At 66.6% G+C, this 22,733-nt stretch carries 12 protein-coding genes and 1 tRNA gene; 9 read left to right on the forward strand and 4 right to left on the reverse strand.

Going from position 1 to position 22,733, the window contains the following annotated elements; all coding sequences use genetic code 11:
- The first annotated feature begins 308 nt into the window (after window positions 1-308).
- The 4 genes from STRIP9103_RS19210 (at window position 309) to STRIP9103_RS19225 (ending at window position 4,392) form a co-directional block, all read left to right on the forward strand.
- Window positions 309-1,514: a DNA polymerase III subunit delta' gene (locus STRIP9103_RS19210; RefSeq protein WP_009315093.1), complete on the forward strand. Its 1,206-nt coding sequence runs from the start codon at window positions 309-311 to the stop codon at window positions 1,512-1,514.
- Window positions 1,515-1,701: 187 nt separating this feature from the next.
- Window positions 1,702-3,288, forward strand: coding sequence for an alpha/beta hydrolase (locus STRIP9103_RS19215; RefSeq protein WP_048820567.1), 1,587 nt, complete (start codon window positions 1,702-1,704; stop codon window positions 3,286-3,288).
- 124 nt (window positions 3,289-3,412) lie between these two features.
- Window positions 3,413-3,486 (forward strand) — tRNA-Thr (locus tag STRIP9103_RS19220).
- A 267-nt stretch (window positions 3,487-3,753) separates the two neighbouring features.
- Window positions 3,754-4,392: a hypothetical protein gene (locus tag STRIP9103_RS19225; RefSeq protein WP_009315112.1), complete on the forward strand. Its 639-nt coding sequence runs from the start codon at window positions 3,754-3,756 to the stop codon at window positions 4,390-4,392.
- A 146-nt stretch (window positions 4,393-4,538) separates the two neighbouring features.
- On the opposite strand, the gene STRIP9103_RS19230 is transcribed toward STRIP9103_RS19225, so the two are convergent.
- Both STRIP9103_RS19230 and STRIP9103_RS19235 read right to left on the reverse strand, forming a co-directional pair.
- Window positions 4,539-9,290: an NACHT domain-containing protein gene (locus tag STRIP9103_RS19230; protein WP_158696890.1), complete on the reverse strand. Its 4,752-nt coding sequence runs from the start codon at window positions 9,288-9,290 to the stop codon at window positions 4,539-4,541.
- 25 nt (window positions 9,291-9,315) lie between these two features.
- Entirely contained in the window at window positions 9,316-9,744 is a 429-nt protein-coding gene (locus STRIP9103_RS19235; RefSeq protein WP_158696891.1) for a CU044_2847 family protein, read from the reverse strand.
- A 252-nt stretch (window positions 9,745-9,996) separates the two neighbouring features.
- Between STRIP9103_RS19235 and STRIP9103_RS46655 the strand changes: the two genes are divergently transcribed.
- A protein-coding gene (locus STRIP9103_RS46655) for an IS5 family transposase (protein ID WP_234022174.1) occupies window positions 9,997-10,871 on the forward strand; the annotation gives its coding sequence in 2 pieces (ribosomal slippage) (window positions 9,997-10,378 and window positions 10,378-10,871; 876 coding nt in all).
- Window positions 10,872-10,892: 21 nt separating this feature from the next.
- Here the strand turns inward: STRIP9103_RS46655 and STRIP9103_RS19250 are convergent.
- Together STRIP9103_RS19250 and STRIP9103_RS19255 are read right to left on the reverse strand one after the other, a co-directional pair.
- Window positions 10,893-12,434 carry a tyrosine-type recombinase/integrase gene (locus STRIP9103_RS19250; protein WP_009315101.1) on the reverse strand — a complete coding sequence of 514 codons (1,542 nt, stop codon included), beginning with the start codon at window positions 12,432-12,434 and terminating at the stop codon, window positions 10,893-10,895.
- On the reverse strand, window positions 12,431-13,081 hold the full coding sequence (locus tag STRIP9103_RS19255; protein WP_009315167.1) for a helix-turn-helix domain-containing protein: 651 nt from the start codon (window positions 13,079-13,081) through the stop codon (window positions 12,431-12,433). Before STRIP9103_RS19255 ends, STRIP9103_RS19250 begins: the two co-directional genes overlap by 4 nt.
- Window positions 13,082-13,171: 90 nt before the next feature.
- Between STRIP9103_RS19255 and STRIP9103_RS19260 the strand changes: the two genes are divergently transcribed.
- The 4 genes from STRIP9103_RS19260 to STRIP9103_RS19275 all read left to right on the forward strand — a co-directional run bounded on the left by STRIP9103_RS19260 (window position 13,172) and on the right by STRIP9103_RS19275 (window position 22,733).
- The gene (locus tag STRIP9103_RS19260) at window positions 13,172-13,435 is read left to right on the forward strand and encodes a hypothetical protein (protein ID WP_048820570.1); all 264 of its coding nucleotides are present in this window, start codon (window positions 13,172-13,174) and stop codon (window positions 13,433-13,435) included.
- A 318-nt stretch (window positions 13,436-13,753) separates the two neighbouring features.
- Window positions 13,754-14,818 carry a serine/threonine-protein kinase gene (locus tag STRIP9103_RS19265; RefSeq protein WP_009315119.1) on the forward strand — a complete coding sequence of 355 codons (1,065 nt, stop codon included), beginning with the start codon at window positions 13,754-13,756 and terminating at the stop codon, window positions 14,816-14,818.
- Window positions 14,819-14,880: 62 nt separating this feature from the next.
- Window positions 14,881-17,820 (forward strand): DEAD/DEAH box helicase, encoded by a 2,940-nt coding sequence (locus tag STRIP9103_RS19270; protein WP_009315128.1) that lies wholly within the window; start codon window positions 14,881-14,883, stop codon window positions 17,818-17,820.
- On the forward strand, window positions 17,817-22,733 hold the full coding sequence (locus tag STRIP9103_RS19275) for a type II restriction endonuclease subunit M (protein ID WP_199790555.1): 4,917 nt from the start codon (window positions 17,817-17,819) through the stop codon (window positions 22,731-22,733). The genes STRIP9103_RS19270 and STRIP9103_RS19275 overlap by 4 nt, the downstream gene beginning before the upstream one ends.

The following is a 22,733-nucleotide window of genomic DNA, read 5'->3' on the forward strand; positions in this document are numbered from 1 at the left end:
CGTTGTGGTCGCGTGCGTACGCTGCCCAGCCGCTGGATCGCCAACTTGGCTGTGGGCAGTCGTGCCGCTGGGGCGATGGGGGAGGGTGGCGCAGCGGCACCCTGTATGCGCCGGTAAGCGAAACCCTGCGCCCGGCCGGCTCCGGCATTGGGTAGCCCGCGACAACGCTCCACCTTCGCCGGCCCGATACCCCCTCACCTCAGTCCCCGCGCTCGTTGTTCGGCGCTGCGGGCGGGGCGGCGGATGTTGTCAGTGGGGTCGCGCAGAATGGGGGGTGGTGCGGGGGCGTGGGATGGAGGACGTGGGTCATGGCGGTGTGGGATGACCTGGTGGGGCAGGAGCGGCTGAGCGCGCAGTTGGATGCGGCGGCTCGGGATGCCGATGCCATCGTCACCGCGGCGGAACAGGGGGCGCCGCCCCCTGAGGCGTCGAAGATGACGCATGCGTGGTTGTTCACGGGGCCGCCGGGGTCGGGGCGGACGACGGCGGCGCGGGCGTTCGCGGCGGCGTTGCAGTGTGTGAGTCCGGACCGGGCGCTCGGGGGGAGCCCGGGGTGCGGGTTCTGCGACGGGTGTCATACGGCGTTGGTGGGGACGCACGCCGATGTCACGACGGTGGCGGCCGTGGGTACGCAGATCCTCGCCGAGGACATGCGGGACACCGTACGGAAGTCGTTCACCTCGCCGGCGACGGGGCGCTGGCAGATCATCCTCGTCGAGGACGCCGAGCGGTTGAACGAGAAGTCGGCCAACGCGGTGCTGAAGGCCGTTGAGGAGCCCGCACCGCGGACGGTGTGGTTGCTGTGCGCGCCCTCGCTGGAGGACGTGCTGCCGACGATTCGTTCGCGTTGCCGGCACGTCAGCCTGCTCACGCCCTCGGTGGACGCCGTGGCCGACATGCTCGTACGGCGTGAGGGCATCGAGCCGGAGGCCGCCGCGCGGGCCGCTCGGGCCACGCAGGGGCACATCGAGCGGGCCCGGCGGCTGGCCACCGACCCGCGGGCGCGGGAGCGGCGGGCCGCGGTGCTGAAGCTGCCGTTGCGGGTTGAGGAGATCGGGGGGTGTCTGAAGGCCGCGCAGGAGCTCGTGGACGCCGCCTCCGAGGAGTCCAAGCAGCTTGCCGAAGAGGTCGACACCAAGGAGACCGAGGAGCTGAAGGCGGCGCTCGGGGCCGTTCAGGGCGGGCGTATGCCGCGCGGGACGGCGGGGGTGATGAAGGACCTGGAGGACAAGCAGAAGCGGCGGCGGACGCGTGCGCAGCGGGACAGTCTGGATCTCGCTCTGACAGAGCTCACGGGGTTCTATCGGGATGTGCTCGCCCTGCAGCTGGGGTCGCGGGTCGCGCTCGCCAATGTCGAGGTCCAGGACAGCCTGGAGCGCTTGGCGCGGGCCGGGACGCCGGAAGCGACCCTGCGGCGGATCGACGCGATCGCGGCCTGCCGGGACGCGCTGGACCGGAATGTGGCGCCGTTGCTGGCCGTCGAGGCGATGACGATGGCCCTGCGGGCCGGGTGACGTCGGTTACGTGGGTGGCTGCGGCGCCGGTGGTCGCGGGTGAGGCGAGGCGGCGTGTTCGGCCGCCGAGGGTGGGCCGAGGGTGGTGGGTGCGATCGGATGAATCAATGGGTTGACCGTGTCACTCGTACGAGGAGCATGTGTCGCTGATCGTGATCGTCGGGGTGCGTGTGGTTACGCTCGCGAGATGCACACCAGGCGTACTTTCCGGCCGAATCGGTCCCTGCGTACCGGCGGCGCGTTGTTGGCCGCCGCCGCGCTGCTCGTCTCGGCCTGCTCCTCCGGCGGTACGAGTACGGCGGCCACGGCGGCGGACAGGGCTCCCGCGCTCGGCGCGCTGCCCCGGTCGACACCGGCCGCGCTGGCCCCGTACTACGAGCAGAAGCTGAGGTGGCGGGGCTGTGAGATGCCCGGTTTCCAGTGCGCCACGATGAAGGCGCCCCTCGACTACGAGAAGCCGGGCGAGGGGGACATCAAGCTGGCGGTGTCGCGGAAGAAGGCGACCGGTCCGGGTGAGCGGCTGGGGTCGCTGCTGGTCAATCCGGGTGGACCGGGCGGCTCGGCGGTCGGCTATCTGCAGGGGTACGCGGGCATGGGATACCCGGCCGAGGTGCGCGCCCAGTACGACATGGTCGCCGTCGATCCGCGTGGCGTGGCCGGCAGTGAGCCGCTCGAATGTCTCACCGGCCGCCAGATGGACGCGTACACGCAGACGGACATGACCCCCGACGACGAGGGGGAGAAAGCCGGGCTGGTCGCCTCGTACAAGCGGTTCGCGGAGGGGTGCGGGGCGCGGGCGCCGAAGCTGCTGAGGCATGTGTCCACCGTGGAGGCGGCCCGTGACATGGACATCTTGCGCGCGGCGCTGGGCGACGAGAAGCTGACGTACGTCGGCGCCTCGTACGGGACGTTCCTGGGCGCGACGTACGCGGGGCTGTTCCCCCATCGCGTAGGCCGACTGGTCCTGGACGGCGCGCTGGACCCGTCGCTGCCCGCCGACCGGCTCAACCGGGAGCAGACGGCGGGTTTCGAGACGGCGTTCGAGGCCTTCGCGAAGGACTGCGCACGCCGGAAGGACTGTCCGCTGGGGCGCACGCCCGCGCAGGTCGGCAAGAATCTGCGCGCCCTGTTCGAACGACTCGACGCGCGGTCCGTTCCGACCCGTGATCCCGGCGGCCGGCAACTCGGCGAGTCGCTGGCCACGACGGGTGTGATCGCGGCGATGTACGACGAGGGGCACTGGCCCCAGCTGCGCCAGGCGCTCACCGAGACCATCCGGGACAACGACGGCGCGAGCCTGCTCGCCCTCTCGGACAGCTACTACGAACGCGACGCCGACGGCAGCTACTCCAACCTGATGTACGCCAACGCGGCCGTGAACTGCCTTGACCTGCCGCCCGCCTACACCGCCCCCGACCAGGTCGAACAAGCCCTCCCTGCCTTTGAGAAGGCCTCTCCCGTCTTCGGCCGCGCGCTCGCGTGGACCTCCCTGAACTGTGCCTACTGGCCGGTCGAGCCGACGGGTACGCCCCACCGCATCGAGGCCAAGGGCGCCGACCCGATCGTCGTCGTCGGCACCACCCGGGACCCCGCCACCCCCTACCGCTGGGCCCGGGCCCTCGCCTCCCAGCTCTCCTCCGCCCGCCTCCTCACCTACGACGGCGACGGCCACACCGCCTACGGCCGCGGCAGCGCCTGCGTCGACGCCGCGATCAACGCCTACCTCCTCCGCGGCACACCCCCGGCCGATGGAAAGCGCTGCTCACAACCCTGATCACCGGCCACGCCGGCCGCCGGCCCGGCCCGCCTCCCGGGGTGCTCTGGCTCTTGGTCAGGAGCACCCCGGAAACTGTGTAGACTTACCGACGTCGCTGATCGCACCATGGTGTGGACAGCTCGCCGCCTTAGCTCAGATGGCCAGAGCAACGCACTCGTAATGCGTAGGTCTCGGGTTCGAATCCCGAAGGCGGCTCTTTGAAAGGCCCAGGTCAGATACCCGCTGACCTGGGCCTTTTGCTTGTCCTTGACCTTGTGAGCCGGAAGCTGTGAGCGCTGCTTTCCTCCGGTCACCGTGAGGGGAGGCCAAGGGGAGGCCATTGGCGCAACGACGGTGCAGCGGTGATCGGGCGACGGTTGGATGACAGCCTCGCGGGGCGGCGAACGGAGCGCGATGGGTTACTGCCCCTCGCTTGGACGGCTTTGTCGCAATCCAACAAAGCGCCCCTCTACGCTGGTCCTCATGGCGGACATCAAGAGCGGCACGGGCTTCAAGTCCCTGGTGGCCCAGACCACGGCAGTGCTGCTGACGCGCGGCCTTGAGGTCGAACCGGTAGCGGTTCGAGATGTGGTGGCCTACGTGGTCAACACGGCCGCCGAGAAGGTCAGGCTGGACCCCGAGGAAGCAGTCCATCTGGTCTCGCCGGAGATGGTCGCGGACGCGATCGCGACTGCGGCGGACGACTCCAACGAGGATGCCTCCGCTGTCCACGCTGTGCGCCCGGTACGTCTGGACACGCGCACTGTGGACGTGCCCACCATGGCCCTGGGGCGCCTGGTGATGGCCGGGGCGCAGGCCGGAAAGTACGCGGCGGCCAACCGCGACGGCCGGGCGGCAGCTCACGCAATGGACCTGGTGACTGAACTTGGTTCTGCCACGGTGTCGGCGAGGGGCAGCGAACTTGTCGAGGTGCCAGTGGGAGTGCTTGACGAGCTTGCTGACCTTGTCCAGCAGGTCGTCGGACGGGTCGACGCCGGTGAGTGGAGCATCTGCCCGTGCGGGGAGCTTCACGAGCAGGAGGAAGTGGACCGCCGGGTCGTGGTCGCCATGGGCCAGGATGCCGCTATCGCGCGAGAACTACGGGCCAAGGCAGGCCAGTAGCCGGAAGTGCGGGGGAGCGGAGCTCAGTCGATGAACGCCGTCTGGCTCATCTCTGCCAGCAACTCGCGGCGCCGGGCATGCATGGTGCGGCTCCAGAGTACGAGGGCGCTGACCAGGCTTTACGATCCGGGGCCATGCGGCGTGGCTCAGCTGCGGAGCCAGGAACCCGGGGGTGGGCCATCCGGTGTGTGGATCCCGCCTCGGGCGCAGTCCACCGCGTAGGTCGCCCAGTTGCGTGTGTGCTCGCTCAGGGATCGGTCGGTGGTCATGTGGCGGAGGGTCGCCAGGGTGCCCGGACTGCACGTGAGGTCGACCATGAGGAGGACCGTGGCCGCCTTGTAGCGGAGACTGTCCGGGACCTTGGCGTCGAGGATCAACTCACTCAACACGCGCCGTGCCTCTAGCAATCCTCCCGTAGCGGCGAGGTCTCGGGCCGTCTGCAGGGCCAGCGCGGGCGAGATCTGACTCTTACTCACGAGCTGGTGCAGTACCTCCCCCGAGGTACGAGACATGCCTGCGCCATGACGCAGCAGGGCATGGGCTGCGGCTACGCGGACGCGTGGCTCTTCGCCCGCTGAGCGTGCGATACGGGTGAGGAGGCGGGACGACCGTGATTCGCTGGTCCACCCCCATTTATGCAGCTCGGCCGCCATAGCGACGCGCTCGATACCCGTTCGGCGTTGGGCCAGACGCTCCCAGATGCCCTGAGCCGCGCGATGGAGATCCGGCCCCCACTCAGAGACGCTTCGCAGGATCGTGAGCCGGTCAGCGTCCGAATCCGTCGGGCGGGCGTGCAACTTCTCAAGGTCAGCGACCAATTGACGGCGGACGTCGGGCCCCAACACCGCGAGAAGCGCGAGGGCCTGTCGACGGGCCCCGGACGGGAGCGTGACGTCGTCCAGGGTGGAGGAGATCAGAGTGGTTGCCGATCGACATCCCCGCGGGTCGATGTGCCGTAGCGTCTCAGCCAAGGTGACTCGTTCCGCAGGTGAGGCGTCAGCGGTCAATTCCGCCATCACCACGTGTGCCCGATCAGCACACTCCTCATGGCCCTCGCCGCGAGGTAGCAACTCGATAGCCTTGCGCCGCTCCTCTGTCTCTGCAGAGGCGTCCTGCGCCAGCTCCAGCAGGTACTCGGTGGCCGCGTCCAGGGCGGAGTAATCGATGAGCACCCGGCACAACTCCAGGATCTGCTCCGGATCGTGGGCTGCCTCGATGACCTCTCGCACCAAGCGGACCACCGGTGAAGTGGCCTGAGGAAGTCGCCTGAGCAACCGGATGGCGGCGCACCACTCCGAGAAGCCGCCAAGAGGGCCATGCACTTGAGCCGCAAGAAAGCGGATGGCGTCGGGCACGTGGTCGTCGCTCAGCGAGAGCAGGGCCCGGACGGTTCCCCGGGGGTCACTGGACCTGTCCGATACCAGACGGGCGGCGAACAGGTCGCTTCCCATAGTCCGCGCGGTCCGCACGAGGGCAGAGGTATGCCGGTACTCGCTTTGCCGGAGTTTGGCGCAGATGGCGGCGACTACGGGCTCGGCAGTGGCCTGGTTGACGGGCAGCCGTGCACCTTCGGTGGCAATACGAAGGAGTTGTAGCGGGACCTCGATCGCGGTCTGGCTGAGGATCCGGCGCGCAAGCAGTTCGTACGCGCGCCGAGCCGTGGATTGCGGCCCGTGGATGAGTGCTGCAGCAAGGGCATGTACCCGGCTGGGCGTAGCCGAAGCGATGACCTCTCTGACATCGAAGGACACTTCGGTCGTGGCTGGCACATGCGCCTCAGGGTGCGCGCACAGCCAACGAGCCACGGCGTCCCACTGCTCTTCGGACAGGTCGGGCCCTGCCGGGCTCTGCCCGCTGGTGATGTTCACACCCGGATGAAGGATGACGTCCTGGGGCAGCAGGGGATCCCGGTCAGCCCCGGGAGGTCCGGGGGCCGTGATCGCTGCCCATATCGCGCTGTAGACAGCCGCTGCTGTCGTTGCGGGATCGAGAGTGCCCACCTGTGGCAAGCCCAAAGCTGCCCGCACCTTGGGGTACAGGACGTGTCCACGGGTACCGGATTCTCTACGGTCTGCAGTGGCGGAAACCGAGCCATTGAGGCCCACTGTGCCCCTCGGCCCAAGAGGTTCAGTCGCGCCTAGGTCTAGGGCCACCGGCTCGTAGGTCTGGACGATGTTGTTCCACTCGGCGAGAGCGCCGGGCCGGGCTGCCGGGCGATTTCCCGGGACCAGTGTCGAGTACGCCCAGGCCTCGGAGCTGCCGAGATCCGCGCCGTTCCTCGGAGCCTGGACGCCCTGGGCCTCTCGTGACGGTGCTGACGCGTCGATCTCCTCGATGAGCTTCGTGGCGCGCTCGCGGACACCGGAGTTCACCCAGTTGCGCTCGCCGGAGATGCGCAGGAGGCCTGCCCGGGCCGCGGCACGCGCTTCTGCACCGAGGTCCATGAGCATCTCCGCCGCGCGTACCCGCTGGGCTCCGGTGAGGGGGCGCTCGTCCATGATCGCGACGAGTGCCCGCACTGCCTCGGACGTGGCGCTTCCCGCGCGCAAGAGGGCACGGATCGCGGCATCGCGCAGCTCCAAGGGGTGACGCGAGCCATCCAGCATGTCCACAAGGAGGTCAGCCACGGGGTCAGGGGCGATCCGAACCGTGTCGATCACGCGCACCAGCTGATCGAGCCACATGTCCGACCGACGAACTCGCGAGACCCAGTAGTTGAGCGTCTCGGTAAGTGCTTCGTGCTGTGCTGGCGTGCTGGGAACGCCTTCGAAGATCAGGCGGGCCCCCAGCTCGCGCGCTTTGTCGTCGCCGGCAAGTAGCCAGTCCAGCAGATCGCCGGTGTCCGAGAGCAGTGCGCGGTGCAGTACGACTTCGTGGTCTTGAGGACGGCCACCGGTCAGTGCGCCGCGGAGCGTGTGCCACCACTTGGGATTGTCGGCGTCGAACCGGGCCGGAAGACGCCGTGCTGCTCCTGCCGAGGCCAGGTGTTCAGCGAAGCTGCGGTGCACGAAGGTGAGGTTGGTGCCGTCATGGATCACTAGCCCGGTCGAGGTTAGGACGGCGGCGACGACGTCAGGCCAGTCGGTGGGCTGCGGATATGGCTGGGAGTTGGCCGTACGCAACCATTCCAGCGCGGCGGGCAGGATCTCCGCGCCGCGTAGCCAGGCCGCCGCACTGTGCTCCAGCAGGTCGATTCGCCCAGTCACCAGGCGTTCCATGATGTGGTCGGCTTCAGCCCAACCTGCCAGCCGGGCGCGCAGGTTGGTGGTCAATTGTTCCAGGCGTGATTCGTAGAGGTGCGACACGAATCGTTGGTAGAGCGCAAAGGCGGTCTGTGGCAGCGGTTGCCCGGCTCGTTCCTCGAAGACGATGGCCGCGACGGTGGCCAGCAGGGGAACGGATACGACCTCCTCCAGCCGGGCCGTGCTGATCTGGGTGAGGAAGTCATCGGCGAGGCTGGGCTGGTTCCGAAACCATCTCCGGACGAAGTCCCGGCGCTGGCCCCGCTCGAACGGCTCGATTTCGCATCGGCCGAGATCACGCCTGGCTTGCCACCGCGTGCTCTCGCGTGACGGCAGCTGCCGCGTTGTGATCAGCAGCCGGTGCTTGGTCTCGATATCCATGAACCGTCGCAGCCGATCGGACAGGTCTGCGCGCGCGGTCGCATCCTCTACCTCGTCCAGGCCATCGATGATGAGCAGCCATGCCAGCTCCCCGGCCGGACGCACGCACAGGTCCTCGCCGATGTCGATGTGAAGTCGGGCTGAGACGGCAGCACGGGCTGAGGCGGATATCGCGGCGGTGAGCTCTCCTTCGGGACGGTTTGCCAGGTCCCGAGCTGGCACACGGATCGGGACCAGGTGTGTCGCCTGACCTTGCCGCAGGCCAGGGATGCGTACCAGCTCGGCAGACAACTGCAGGGTGAGGGTCGACTTTCCCGTTCCGGGGGACCCGACGACCAGCACATGACGGAAGCGAGCGAGGAAGTCCTCGACGGTGCGAGGCGGACGCTCATCCTCAGCCTGGGCGGCCTCTTGCGCAGTATGGGACCGGTCTTGGGGCTCGGCGTTGGCAGCGAGCTGCTGGCGTACGTAGACCTGGGTGAGATCGTCCCGATGGAGGCCCACGGACCGGTAGGGGAAGGACACGGCCGCCTGCTGTTGCGCCTTCAGGAGCCGCCAGATGCGCGGATCTAGGCGTCCCCGAGGATCTTGCTTGCCCAGGAGACGCTCACGCAGAACATCACTGCGGATGCCATAACTCTGCCGGATTGGCACGGCCGTGGTCATGTTGCTGTACGCGACGCGCTCGTGCGCGCTGACCATGAGCCCGACCACGGCTGCTCGCTTGCGGTCCCACAGTGGGCCCCCGCTGTAACCCGGTTGCACAGCGAACCCGGTCGGCGGAGCTTCGAGGACCAGCCACTCGCCCGCCGCCCCATTTGCTCGCAGGCGCACGATTGTGCGCGGGTCTCCGTTGCCACGCCAGGCCCACAGCGTGTCGCCCAGTTCCGGAACTGCTAGAGGTACCGGCTGTAGCTCAGTCGGCAGGGGCATCATCGGCTTGAGTTCAGCAATGTCTGCCGCCCAGCGGCCGTCGCGTCCGCGCACGGGTGGTGTGTTCGGGTCGGTCAGCCCGCTGGCCGGCCACCACCGTCCGACTCGGGCTTTGATTCGGACACCGGGGACAGCTGGGAACTCCAGGGTGACTTCGGCCTGGCTGGGGGACTCCACGGTGAACTCGTTGCGGCCGAGAGCGAGATTGACGACATGCGCGCACGTCAGGAGCGTTGGGCGTTCCGGGTCCCCGCAGTGCGCGTAGATTCCGCCGCCGATGATGTGTCCGTCGTTCGCCAGGACCGTGACGAACGCGTTCCACAGCGGCTCGTCTGCCTCCATCACGGTCTGTCTGCCAGGACCTGCATCAGCTCAATGCCTGCCTGCTACCGACAACTGGGGCGGTGGGCTGTGATGCACCCGCAGGGCTGTGGCTCTGCGGCTGCGTTCCGGACGTGTTCCATGTGGCGGTCACAGTGAAGCTGGCCTCTCCGCCACTCACGACTGCCATCTTCAGCCCGGCAGTGAGCTTCACGCCGAACTCGACGGACAGTTCATCCGGCGCGTTGCCCATCCCTCGTGCTTGGTCGTGGATGCTCGACAGGATCGGCACCAGCGGCGCGAAGGCGTCGTGCAGCAACTGACCCGATCGCTGGATCACCCGGGAGCCGGCGCCGACCGGCCCGACGGGCGAGTCGTCTTCCCACTGGCCGTCGCCGCGGGTACCAGAATCGGTCCCGGTCACGGGCGAAACCTCCACCAATGCAGAGGTACCGTCCTCGAACTCGAAATCCACAAACTGGGACACAATTCCCCCGTCACGCCAGTGAATGAACCCCCATGAAGTCACAAAAGAATAGCGTCCGCCCGCAGTCTCACAGCGAAGAGGCTTACAACCAGGGAGCCGGGCGCGCCGACGCGCCCCGGTCCCTGGAGGCTGCCTCCTGGGACGGGCTCTCGGTCAGATACCCGCTGACTGAAGGCCCGAAATGAGGCGGTGCTAGGGTGCGTTTCATATGTGGATCTTGATGTGTCAAGATCCCACTTCGTGGGGCGGCATGATCTGACGAATACACAGTGGGCGAAGCTGGAGCCCCTGCTCCCGGTCGGCAAGAAGCCTGGACGGCCACCGGTGCACACCAAGCGGCAACTGATAGACGGCATACGGTGGCGCACCCGCGCCGGTGCTCCCTGGCGGGACGTGCCCGAGCGCTATGGCCCGTGGGAGACGGTCTACGGCCTGTTCCGCCGCTGGCAGCGGGACGGCACCTGGCACCGCATCTTCGAACAGCTGCAGGCCCAGGCCGACGCCGAGGGACTGATCACCTGGGACGTCTCGGTGGACTCGACCATCGCCCGCGCCCACCAGCATGCGGCCGGCGCCCGCAAAAAGGGGATCTGCAGACCGAGCCGCCAGGCGGTGTGTTCATCGAGCCCGACGACCACGGGCTCGGACGCTCCCGGGGCGGGCTGACAACCAAGCTCCACCTGGCGGTCGAGCAGGCCCAGAAACCGATGTCGCTGGTCATCACGGCAGGACAGCGCGGTGATTCCCCGCAGTTCCAGGTGGTCTTGGGCCGCATCCGGGTGCCCCGGCTCGGGTCGGGCCGCCCGCGCACCCGGCCGGACAAGGTGCGTGCCGACAAGGCGTACGGCTCCCGCGCGAACCGTGCCTACCTGCGCAAGCGCGGTATCCGCTGCACGATCCCGGAGAAGCGCGACCAGATCGCCAACCGCAAGAACCGCGGCTCCCACGGCGGCCGGCCACCTAAGTTCGACAAGGCCGACTACAAGGAGCGCCACGCGGTCGAGTGCGGAATCAATCGCCTCAAGCGGCACCGCGCTGTCGCCACGAGATACGACAAGTTGGCAGTTCGCTACGAGGCGACCGTGCTGGTCGCAGCCATCAACGAGTGGCTGTGACCAGCACTTTCAAAACGCACCCTAGGCCGTACGCTCGTCGGAGGTGCCTTTGCTCCGGCGGCGTCGGGCGCGAGGCACCAGCTTGACGACCGCCTCTGCGGCAGCGCGTGCGAGATCGTCGAGGACGGCCTGATAGATGTCTCGCGTGATCCGGGTGTCGCTGTGTCCGAGCGTGTCAGACACCACCTTGATATCGATCCCGGCCGCCAGCATGAGCGTGGCTGCGCCGTGACGGAGATCATGCAGCCGGATCGGCGGCAGGCCAGCGGCGCTGACCAGCCGCTCGAAGAGATCGCTCACCTTGCCGGGGTGGAGCCAAGAACCGTCCTCTTGAGTGAAGATCCGCCCGGTCAGCTTCCAGGCGGTTCCCCACTCACGCCGCTCCTTGTCCTGCTGGCGTTTGTGATCGCGCAGATACTCGACAGACTCGCCGTCCAGCGCGATGAGCCGGATGCCGCTGTCGGTCTTCGGAGCGCCCTCGATGATCTCCCAGCCGTCCTGGACGAGCTGGGTGGCGACGGCGAGTGATTCGCCTGCGAGGTCGAGGTCCATCCATCGCAGGCCGCAGGCTTCACCGCGCCGCAGTCCCCGGAACGCGATCAGATGCCACAGGCCATATAGCCGGTCCTCGGCGATGAAGTCCAGGAAGCGCCCAGTCTGCTCCGGCGTCCAGACCATCACCGGAGACGGCTTCTCGCCGGTTGCTTCCCAGTGGGCCACCCGCTCGTCGGTCCACACAAGCGCCTTGGGTTTCGCCCCGGGCTCCAACTCGACATGCTCCGCCGGGTTGAAGTTGGACATGACCTGCTGAGCGATCGCGACGTTCAGCGCCGCGCGCAAGGTGGCCTTGATGTGCTGCTGAGTGCTGGCGCCAGTAACGCGCCGGAACGGCGGCATGGCGTCGATCGACTCCTGCACCGCCTTACGGCGGGCTCGGTTCTCCGCGCCCTTCCACGGGATCGTCTTGAGCAGATCGAGTGCGGCTCGCCGCTGGGCATTCTGCTCAACGATCTCGATGTTGGCCTCGTTGATCGCGTCGAACATCTTGTCCAGATGATGAACGCGCAGCTTGTCGAGACGGACGTCGCCCAGGTGTGGCTTGAGATGAACGCGGATGTCGCACTCGTACCGCTTGAGGCCGGTGACGCGCAGCCGCTTGCGTCCGGCGAGCCAGAGGTCGAGCCATTCACCGACGGTCATCTTGGAGTTGAGGCTCTGGCCGGTCGCGAATCGGCGGCGAGTCTCGTCGTAGTCGGGAAGTGGCTCCTTGTTCTTCGCGCAAGCTTCCAGGAGGTCGCTGATGGCCATTTGGCCGATCGGATCATCCTCATCGGGCAGCGCCAGCAGCGCGCGGGCTTTGTTCAGCTCCTCCGTGGCCTTCGTGGCGGTCTCCAGCCCGTACCGACGGAACCGGCGGCGGGTGCCGTCCTGCCGGGGGAGCAGCTCCTGTACTACGACCCACGTGCCGTGGCGCTTGTTGGAGAGTTTCGGGCAAGACTTCCCATAGTTCTTGCCCGTCTGCGGGTCGCGGCAAGAGCAGCGCCGGGTGATTGTCCCGTTCACTCACTGTCCTTGGAACTGGCGTTGGGCTGGTCCACGAATGCGAGATCGGCGGGCAGCTTGGGGGGAACGAGCCCGCGCTCGCGCATCGAGTCGCGGAAGGCTCCGAGCGCTCTGCAGTCGTCGAAGGCGAACTGCTCGTACCCGGTGGCGGCGTCCAGCAGCTCGGTCCGGCGGGCCGGGTCGAGTGTGGTGTTGGCCATGCGGCGTCGTTCCTTGGCCAGGGACGTTGAGGCCCGAGCGGCGGCCACCGCGTCGCCGTGAGCCCGGAAGAGGTCCAGCAGCTCGCGTGGACTGCCTTTGGGAGAGGCCTCTGGGGAGGCAGTCTCACCGGTGAACCATGCGAGGCCGTCCCAGGTCGAGACCGGCTGGCCCGGGAGCACATCCACCGTGGGCGCGGTGTCGAGAGGAAAGAGCAAGGTGATCGGCGGCACTCCAAGGACGTCGGCCAAGACGAGGAACTCGGCGAGGTCGACGGAGCTGCGGCGTCCGGTCTCCAGGTTGGTGATCGTCGTCTTCGGTACGGGAAGGCCGCGGGCGGCGCAGGCGTCTGCCGCTTCTGCCACCGTGAGGCCGGCGGCCTTGCGGTGGCGGCGGATCTGCTCCGCTACGCGGGTGGTGAGCTGGGCACCCCAGTCCTGTGTTGTCATGGCTGCAACTTACGACATAGAAAAATGTGGCTGCAACATCCGTGGTACACATTCTGCTGTCGGAGGACCCCCGCAGGATCGGAGTACGTCATGGCGACATCTGAAAGCGCCTGTGGAGTGCAGGGCTTGACCCGGGCAGAGCTGCTGGCTCTGCCCGTAGCGGTCGACCTCGACACCGCCAACCGGGCCCTGTCCATAGGGCGCAGTACCGGTTACGCCCTGGCCAAACGTGGCCAGTACCCGTGCCGAGTCCTCCGTCTGGGCAACGCCTACCGCGTGGTCACCGCAGAACTGCATCAGCTCCTCGGCATAGACCCGGCTGAGGCGGCCGAACGCAGTGAGCTCTGCGCGTAGTCGCCGAGGTGCGAGGGCGGTCGAGGCCATGATCAGTCGGCCCTGCCGAACCTGGACGCCAGCGCTCTGGTGGAGGGAGGCAGCCCAATGCGACCAGTAGCGAGGCGGGTTCTCTGAGGCGGCCGCCAGGTCGATATGGATCTTCTTGAATGTGCCGCTCAGGCGTTCGACGTGATCTCGGCCGAAGGCCCTCGGTGGAGTTCCCAACGGGGCACGAACACCAGCCCGCACCGCTGATAACCTCACCTTTGTTGACGTGGGTACTTCGCGTCCCGTGCGTCTCGTCTCAGCACGCTCGGACGCGGAACGGGGGCGAGGGTGTTCGAGCCGCTGAAGGACAGTGACCCCCGTGAGATCGCAGGCTTCCGCTTGGCGGGGCGGCTCGGTCAGGGGGCCATGGGCGTCGTCTACCTCGGCTACCGCAGTCCCCGGCCTGTGGCAATCAAGGTCGTGAAGCCGGCGTTGGCCGACGATCCGTACTTCCGCCAACGCTTCGCTCAGGAGCTGGAAGCGATCCAGCGTGTCGGGGGGTTCCACACCGCCGCGCTTGTGGCGGCCGATCCGGGTGCCGAGCGGCCGTGGATCGCGACCGAGTACATCCATGCGCCGTCTCTCGAAGCGCTGCTGAATCAGCACGGGCCGGTAAGCGAGCTCGGCGCATGGTGGCTGGCCGCGAGCCTCTCCGAGGCCCTCATCCACATCCACTCCGTCCGCCTGCTGCATCGTGATCTCAAACCGAGCAATGTGCTGGTCACCACGCAGGGCACGCGTGTCATCGATTTCGGGGTCAGCCATGTTGGCGGCGCGACTGGACTCACTTCCGGCGACTCGCCGCTCGGCACGCTTGCGTACATGGCTCCGGAGCAGGCTATGGACTCGCGGAAGGCGAGCGAGGCCGCGGACGTGTTCAGCCTGGCCGCGACTCTGGTGCATGCGGCGACGGGGCACGCTCCGTTTTATGCTCACCTGCCGGCTCAGCGGACACTGCAGAATGTCCAACCGGACCTTTCGGGCTTACCCGAGAGTCTGCGGGATCTGGTTGTCAGTGGCCTGGCCTACTCTCCTGAAGACCGGCCCACGGCCCACACCGTGCTGGAGGCGGCCATGGACCGACTCCTGGAGCAGGCAGTACCGGTGAATGGGGGCATGTATCCGCCGCTGCCCGACGCGTTCCTCACGGATGTGTTGCAGGTGGCCAATGGGTCACCACCCGCGCCGCCGCCGGTGGTGGAGCAGGTTCCCGAGGCGGTTGTGGAGGAGCCGGAAGCTCCGGTGCTGCCCCCAGAGCCGGCTGTTGCAGGGGCGTCCAGCGGTGGTGGCGAGCCGTGGGCTGACCGCTGGCGCGGGAAGATCCGCGACCGCCGGTCCGACTTCGGTGGGTGACGCCGTCGATCCGTACGTGAGCACGATGAGGCAGTTCAGTAGTGAGTGAAGGAGAGAGCCTGGTGACCAGTGACGCAGGCACCGCCAAGTTCGCCGCGGGTATGCAGGTCCGCGCGCGGGACGAGGACTGGCTGGTCGTCGAGGCGTCCGAGACGACGCAGGACGGTACGCGACTGGATGTCCGCGGGATTTCTCCGCTCGTGCGCGACCAGCGGGCTGTCTTCTTCGCTCACCCGTCGCTGGACAAGGTCACACCCCTGCGCCCCGAGGACACCGACCTCATTGTCGACACCTCTCCGGAGTGCCGGCGCTCTCGTCTGTTCATCGACGCCCTGATCCGCAAGACCCCTCTGCCGCTGTCTGAACAGAGGCTCGCGACCGTCGGCACTCATCTCGTCGATGACCTCGCCTATCAGAGGGAGCCGGCCCGGGCGGCACTGCGCGGCCTGCAGCCGAGGCTGCTCATCGCCGACGCGGTCGGTCTGGGCAAGACGCTGGAAGTCGGCTTGCTGCTCTCGGAGCTCATCCGGCGGGGCCGGGGCGAACGCATCCTCGTGGTGACGCCCAAGGCCATCCTGGAGCAGTTCCAGCACGAGCTGTGGACACGGTTCGCCATCCCTCTTGTACGTCTCGACTCAAGCGGCATCGAACGTATCCGACGGAACATCCCGGCCGGCCGGAACCCCTTCTCGTACTACAAGCGCGCGATCATCTCCATCGACACCCTGCGCTCCGACCGCTGGCGCAGCCACCTCATGCAGGTCAACTGGGATGCCGTCGTCATCGACGAGTCCCACAAGTTGATCAACAAGGGCACTAAGAACAACCGGCTCGCAGGACTGCTCGCCCCCCGGACCGACGCTCTGATCCTGGCCAGCGCCACACCGCACAACGGTGAACGGGAGTCGTTCGGCGAGCTGCTGAGCCTGCTGGACCCGACCGCCATCCCCGACACCAGCGACTACGACGAGACCCAGCTCGATCACTTGTACGTCCGGCGGCACAAGATGTCCCCGGACGTGGCCGCGGAGATCGGCCACAAGTGGGCCACCCGCAAGAAGCCCGTGGCCTTCGACTGCCCCGCGAGCGATGCCGAGCAGAGGATCTTCGAGGAGCTGTACGACGTCTGGATCAGCCCTGGGGAGGGCCGGTCGGCTCCGGTGAGCGGCAAGGGCGCCCGTCTGTTCCCGTACACGCTTCTGAAAGCGTTTCTGTCCTCGCACGAGGCGCTGGCCGAAACCGTGGAAAACCGGATCAAGGCCATCGACAAGGACGCCGAGGACCACCCGGAGAACAAGGAACGACGTCTCCCTGAGAGGGCGGCACTCGTACGGCTCGGCGAACTGGCTGCCGAGGCCACCGTGCAGGAGGCCGCCAAGTTCCGCCGCCTGGTCGACGAGCTGAAGGCCATGGAGGTCGGCCCGGGGGCCGACACGCGTGTCGTCATCTTCTCCGAGCGCCGGAAAACCTTGAAGATGCTCCACGAGGCCCTGCCCGGTGCGCTCGGCTTCGAGGCAAGCACGGACAACCGGAACGGCGCGATCCGTCAGCTTCACGGCGGGCTGCCTGATGACGAACAGCAGCGCATCGTCAAGGAGTTCAGCCTGGCCGACAGCGAGCTGCGGGTCCTGCTCACAGGAGACATCGCCTCCGAGGGCGTCAACCTGCACCGCCAGTGCCACCAGATGATCCACTACGACCTGCCCTGGTCGCTGATCACGATCGAGCAGCGCAACGGTCGTATCGACCGCTACGGCCAGCAAACGCCCCCGGAGATCCGTGCCCTGCTGCTGGTCCGTCAGGACGAGGACTCGGATGTCCCTTCTGCTGACCGGCTGGTCTCCCGCCGTCTGCTGGAGCGCGAGGACGAGGTCCACCGCACTCTGGGCGAGGCCGCCTCCATCCTCGGCCTGCGTGACGAGGACGCGGAGGAGACCGCGATCAAGACCGGGCTCGCGGATGGGAAGGCGTTCGACGCGATCGTCCCAGCACAGCCCGTCGACCCCTTCAACCTCTTTATGGCCCACCACACGGTCGACGGATCGGGAGAGCACTACCGCGTCCCCCAGCTGTTCGCCTCGACCCGTGCCTTCGTGGAGGAGGCACTGGACGAGGTATACGACAACAATCCCCAGGCGAAGGTCGGAAAGCAGTGGGGCGAGGACCATCCGGAGATGCTCTCGTTCGCCCCCGATCGTGAACTGCAGCGGAGGCTCCTCGTCCTCCCGCAGACCTACCTGGACGAACGCGGGGTGCTCGACGAGTTGCGGGTCACGTTCGACCCGGCGTTCGCCCAGCAGCGTCTGGACCGTGCCCGGGAACGGAGTGGTGAACGCCCCAAGGGCGCCATCAACAAGCAGACGCGGCGCGAGACATCTGGGTGGCCTGATGTCAGCTACGTGACCGACCAGCATCCGCTGGTGGAGTGGCTCACCGACAAGGTCCTGGTCCGGCTCACGCGGAACACCGCACCGGTCATCACCGCCAATGTCGACGGACCCAAGTTCCTGATGCAGGGCATGTACTCCAACGCCAAGGGCCACCCGACGGTCCTTGCCTGGTCGTGCGTGAGCGGGCTGGAGCACGGAGCCCCCGAATTCGACGACGACCTGGTCAAGGTGCTGAACCGAGCCGGAGTGGAGCCGGGCATGCTCAACCGCCCCTTCACCGGGGACCTCGATGCTCTGAGTGCTCTGGTGCCGGACGCGGTCGAGGCTACCCGCCGGCACCTGGACAAGCTGCGCGCCATCCAGGAAGAACCCCTCATCGAGAGGCTGGTGGAGTACGAAAAGCGCCTGCAGGCCTGGCGCAAGGCGAGCGAAACGGCCTTTGAACAGCTCACCCTGGGCGTCCGGCGCGAGGACGCAGAACAGCGTGTGGAGAACACCGCCATAGAGGTGGAGCAACTGCTCATGGAGTTGGCCACGCAGGGCGAGGCCATGGTCCGGGTGATCGGGGTCCTCGTCCCGTCCACCGGCATCGGCGAGAAGAAGGGCGCGTGACTGTCGTGGCATTCGAAGCGATCGTCAACCGCAATGAGTACATCTCCGCCCACTACCTTGCCGAGGTCTTCTCCAAGGACCTCGTCGACCTGCGCAAGCGCTGGACGGCGGCTGACCGGGCAGGACAACCAACCTCACGCTCGGGCATGAGGAACCTGGGCCGCGACTACTTCAAGGCCAAGGTCCGCATCACCGAGAAGGGCGACTTCGACGGTTCCGACCTGCGCAGGCTCAACGACGCCCTGCTCGCCGCCCTCGCCTACACCCACCCCGACGGTGAGCAGCCCCAGCGCGACGACGACACCCATATCAGGATCCAGCGCGGCGTCTTCGAGGTCATGCACGCCGATAAGGTCCGCGAAGTGCCGGTCGCCCTCGCCGTGAAGGGGCCTGGTGGCGTTGAACTCGTCGCCCTGGACGTCACGTGGAACACCAATGCCGACCTTGTCGTCTCAGATGTAGAGGACGACGGATCCGAACTCCTCACCCCTATCGGGCTGGATGGCAAACACCGGATTACCAGCGCTGCGGATGCCGTCACCTTCCTCTTCGGCTGTGACGACGCCTACACGCCGCGGTTCGTACTGCTCCTCGCCGGCGGTGCCGTGCTGCTCGCCGACCGCACTGCATGGCACGAGGGCCGGTTCCTCGGCGTCAGCGTCGACGCTGCCCTCGACCGAAACCTGGCTGGCGACGGTGGCGAACTCGAAGCTGTGTCCGCCCTGTTCGGAGCCGAGTCCCTACTGACACAGAGCGGTGCCGCCGGGTACCTCGACGAACTGGTCGACAAGGGCCGCAAGCACGCGGTCGGCGTGTCCAAGGAACTGCGAGAGGGCCTGCGCGAGTCCGTCGAGCTGATCGCCAAGGAAATCCTGAGCCGGATCCACGCCCATCCTGCTGACCCCGCCGAACTCGGCGACAGCACCGAACTGGCCACCCGCCTCACGCGCGAATCGCTGCGCTACCTCTACCGGATCCTGTTCCTCCTCTATGCCGAAGCCCGTCCGGAACTGGGCATCCTGCCCACCAAGGACGAGGCCTATCAGGAGGGCTACGGCCTCGCCCGGCTCGGTGAGCTGGTCTCCTACGACCTCCCCGAGGAATCCCAGGACGGGTTCCACTTCTACGAGTCGCTGGACCTGCTCTTCCTCCTCGTCGACCAAGGTCACCGCACTCTGGAGGACCGCGAGAAGGGCGACCGCGAAAAGCTCGACGCCGACGGCATCCGCTTCGAGTCGCTGCGCAGCGACCTGTTCAAGACCGACGCCACCCCGCTGATCGGCACAGTGCGCATCGACGGGGAAAAGGTCGACACCCGGCTGCGCAACAAGGTGCTCTGGCAGGTGCTGAACCTGCTCATGCTCAGCCGCGGCAAGAACGGCAAGGGCTTCATCTCCTACGCCCAGCTCGGCATCAACCAGCTGGGCGCGGTATATGAGGGGCTCATGTCGTACACCGGTTTCTTCGCGGCCGAGGACCTGTACGAGGTAGCCAAACCCGACGCGGACGCACTGGCCGGAACCTGGGTTGTTCCCCAGAGTGAAGCTGACAACTACGACGACGAGGTATTTGTTAAGCGCCGCGACCACATCACTGGCGCGTGGAGGCGCGTCGAGCACAAGAAGGGCTCGTTCGTCTACCGCCTCTCAGGCCGCGAGCGCCAGCGCTCCGCCTCGTACTACACCCCCGAGGTGCTCACCCGCAGCACGGTCAAGCACGCCCTGGACGAACTCCTCGACCAGGACGGGGAGACGACCGCAGCCAGGGACATCCTCGACCTGACAGTGTGCGAGCCGGCCCTCGGTTCGGGGGCCTTCCTCAACGAAGCCATCAACCAACTCGCGGCCGAGTACCTCAAGCGCCGCATGACTGAGCTGTCCGCTGAGCGTGGGCAGGAGGTGCAGCTGCCGCCGGACCAGTACGAGGCTGAGTTGCAGAAGGCCAAGGCGTATCTGGCCCTCCACAATTCCTATGGCGTGGACCTCAACCAGACCGCCGTCGAGCTGGCCGAGGTGTCGCTGTGGCTCAACGCCATGCACGAGGGCCTGAAGGCCCCGTGGTTCGGCCTGCACTTGCGGCGAGGCAACTCCCTCATCGGCGCCCGACGGGCGGTGTACGAGAAGGAGGCGCTAAAGCGGAAAGCATGGCTAACCACGGTGCCGACCGACCGGCCTCTCCGGGAAGGCGCCGAAGACGGCACATTCCGTGCCGACAAGGAAATCCACCACTTCCTGCTGCCGGCCAAGGGTTGGGGTGCGGTCGCGGATGCCAAGCAGGCCAAGGAGCTTGTGAGGGAGGAGCGCGATCGGCTCGCGGAGTGGCGCAAGAAGGTCGCCATGACTCCGTCGGTGACTCAGACAAGGCGGCTGCTGGCGCTCGCCACACGCGTTGAGAGGCTGTGGGAACTGACCAAACGACGCCTTGTCGTGTCGGAGTCTGAGGTCCGCCGGGACATCGACGTTTGGGAGGTCGACGAGCAGCGGCCTCTGCCAAGGTCTTCGGGGGCCGTCTCACGTGAGCAGGTCGAGCAGGCGCTTCAGCAGCCGGGCGCACCGCGCGGGCGGCTGAAGCTCGTGATGGACGCGTGGTGCGCGCTTTGGTTCTGGCCCGTGGGGCAGCGAAACACTCCAGAACCGCCGACGTTCGACGAGTGGCTGGACTTCTGCGAGGCCGTGCTCGGTGTGCCTCCGGCTCGGGTGAAGGCCGAGGACATGAAACGTGGTGCCAATAGGGCGGGACTCGACGACAGGCTCGGGTTGTTCGGCGACACAGGAGCCTTTGAACAGCTTGCGATCGATGACGAACTGGACCGCACCATGAGCCGGTGCGCGGCCATGCCAGCGGTGACGCTTCGCTTCCCGTGGCTCAGTGAGGTGGATGCGATCGCCCGGCGGGAAGGGTTCTTCCACTGGGAGCTGGAGTTCGCCCACGTCTTCGAGCGGGGTGGATTCCATCTGCAGGTTGGGAATCCTCCGTGGCTCAAGTTCGAGTGGGACGATGACCTGGCCTTGGCTGAACATGACGCCTGGTTTGGCCTTGAGAAGCAAGCACCGGAAGATGAGAAGGCTGAGCGGCGAGGCAGTGTCGTCTCAAGGAGTGCAGTCCGAACGGCCTATCTCGCAGATGTCGCCTCGTGGGCAGGTGTCAATGATCAGCTGGGTTCGCCAACTGAACATCCTGTTCTCTCTGGACTGCAAACGAACCTCTATGCGAACTTCATGGAGCGTGCGTGGCGGAACCTACACCCGCGAGGATCTGCTGCCTTGATCCATGAGGAGAACCACTTCTCTGTGCCAAAGGGTGGGAAATTCCGCGCTGCTACCTATGCTCGCTTGCGTCGCCACTTCCAGTACGGGAACAACATCCTCCTGTTCGAGGACGTTGACAACAATAAGAACTTTGGAGTCAGTGTTTACGGGGCGCCGCGCAAAGTGGAGTTTCTGCAAATTGCGCGAGCGGTTCATCCGTCTACTGTGGACGGCTCTTTTGCTCACAATGGTGAAGGACCCATACCCGGTATTCAATTCCCTGAGGGGGGCTGGGACATGCGCCCCCACCAGCGGCGGATTGTCCAGGTTGACAGTCAGGTTCTTGCCAGTTGGGCGGCCGTCATTGATGAGCCAGGCACGCCGGCTGAGCAGGCTCGTGTATTGCGTGCGGTGACAGTAGACGATAATGAGGCGTTGCGCATACTCTCTGCCTTTCCAGAGCGGCTCCATGACCATCATTATTGGTGGTCGCGGGATCTGGATGAGAAGGGGGCTAAGGAAAGGGGCGTCATTGAGCGGCGCACCACTGTGCCGGAGACCTGGGGTGAGGTTGTAATCCAAGGCCCGCACTTTTCAGTCGCTATCCCCTTCGCTAAACAGCCGAACCCTGGCTGTAAATCCAACAAGGACTACACAGACTGGGATTTGGAACGACTCCCCGAATTCGTAATTCCGCGAACCAATTATGTGAGAGCATGCTCGAAACAAGATTTTGAGGCGGCTCGACGGTCATGGGATGGGGCCCCTTCAGGTAATTTCTGGAGGGTCATGTGGCGTCGCATGATCACGTCGAATACGGAGCGCTCTCTGCAGGCGGCTTTGATGGTTCCGGGGCCGACGCATGTCGATTCGGTTCCCACGCTTGCGCTTTCGTCGAACAGGAATACGGCAATCGTGGCTGGCCTGTGGGCCTCGCTTGACTTTGACTATCTGGTCAAGGTCTCTGGAGCGTCCAAGGTTAATATCGAGCTTGCGCGGAGTTTCCCCAGCCCTCTCAGTCATCCCCTTACTACCCCTCTTCTCCTGCGTACCCTTCGTCTCAACTGCCTGACCCGGGATTACGCGCCCTTGTGGGAAGAACTCTTCGAACACACCTGGCTCTCGGACCGCTGGACAGACCCCGAGTCACCTCGCCCCAACCTCCAGGACGTCGAGCCGACCTGGTCCATGACGACGCCGCTGCGCACGGAGTACGACCGGCGCATGGCGCTAGTCGAAATCGATGCGATCGTCGCTGTGATGCTTGGCCTGACCGCCGAGCAGCTCTGTGCCATGTACCGCTCTCAGTTCGCGGTACTGCGCAAGTACGAGTGGGAGATGTTCTTCGCCGCGGACGGACACAAAATCGGTGCTGCGACCCATAACGTGGGTATCCGGCAGACCCCCGAGGAGACCGCCTTCGTCAAGGGGTGGGCGAAGGCCGCCCGCGCTGGCGATCTGACCCCTGAGATGCCCGAGGGCTGGGTGAAGCCCGACCGCGAGGCTGAGATGACCCGGGCCCACGCAGACTTCACGGCCCGGCTGCTGGCTGGCGAATACGGCGACTACGCCGCGTACGCCGCCGAGCACGGGGACCACGGAAACCTCCTCGGCAGGGCAGAAGTCGAGCAGGCTCCGTCCGACGTTCCGGTAGAAAGCAGGTAA

It is taken from the genome of Streptomyces ipomoeae 91-03 (genome assembly GCF_000317595.1).
In the GTDB taxonomy this organism is placed as follows: domain Bacteria; phylum Actinomycetota; class Actinomycetes; order Streptomycetales; family Streptomycetaceae; genus Streptomyces; species Streptomyces ipomoeae.

Excerpts from the sequence above, each read along its gene's own strand:
- STRIP9103_RS19210 (WP_009315093.1), top strand. The coding sequence starts at position 309 with ATGGCGGTGTGGGATGACCTGGTGGGGCAGGAGCGGCTGAGCGCGCAG.
- STRIP9103_RS19215 (WP_048820567.1), top strand. The coding sequence starts at position 1,702 with ATGCACACCAGGCGTACTTTCCGGCCGAATCGGTCCCTGCGTACCGGC.
- STRIP9103_RS19225 (WP_009315112.1), top strand. The coding sequence starts at position 3,754 with ATGGCGGACATCAAGAGCGGCACGGGCTTCAAGTCCCTGGTGGCCCAG.
- STRIP9103_RS19230 (WP_158696890.1), bottom strand. The coding sequence starts at position 9,290 with ATGGAGGCAGACGAGCCGCTGTGGAACGCGTTCGTCACGGTCCTGGCG.
- STRIP9103_RS19255 (WP_009315167.1), bottom strand. The coding sequence starts at position 13,081 with ATGACAACACAGGACTGGGGTGCCCAGCTCACCACCCGCGTAGCGGAG.
- STRIP9103_RS19260 (WP_048820570.1), top strand. The coding sequence starts at position 13,172 with ATGGCGACATCTGAAAGCGCCTGTGGAGTGCAGGGCTTGACCCGGGCA.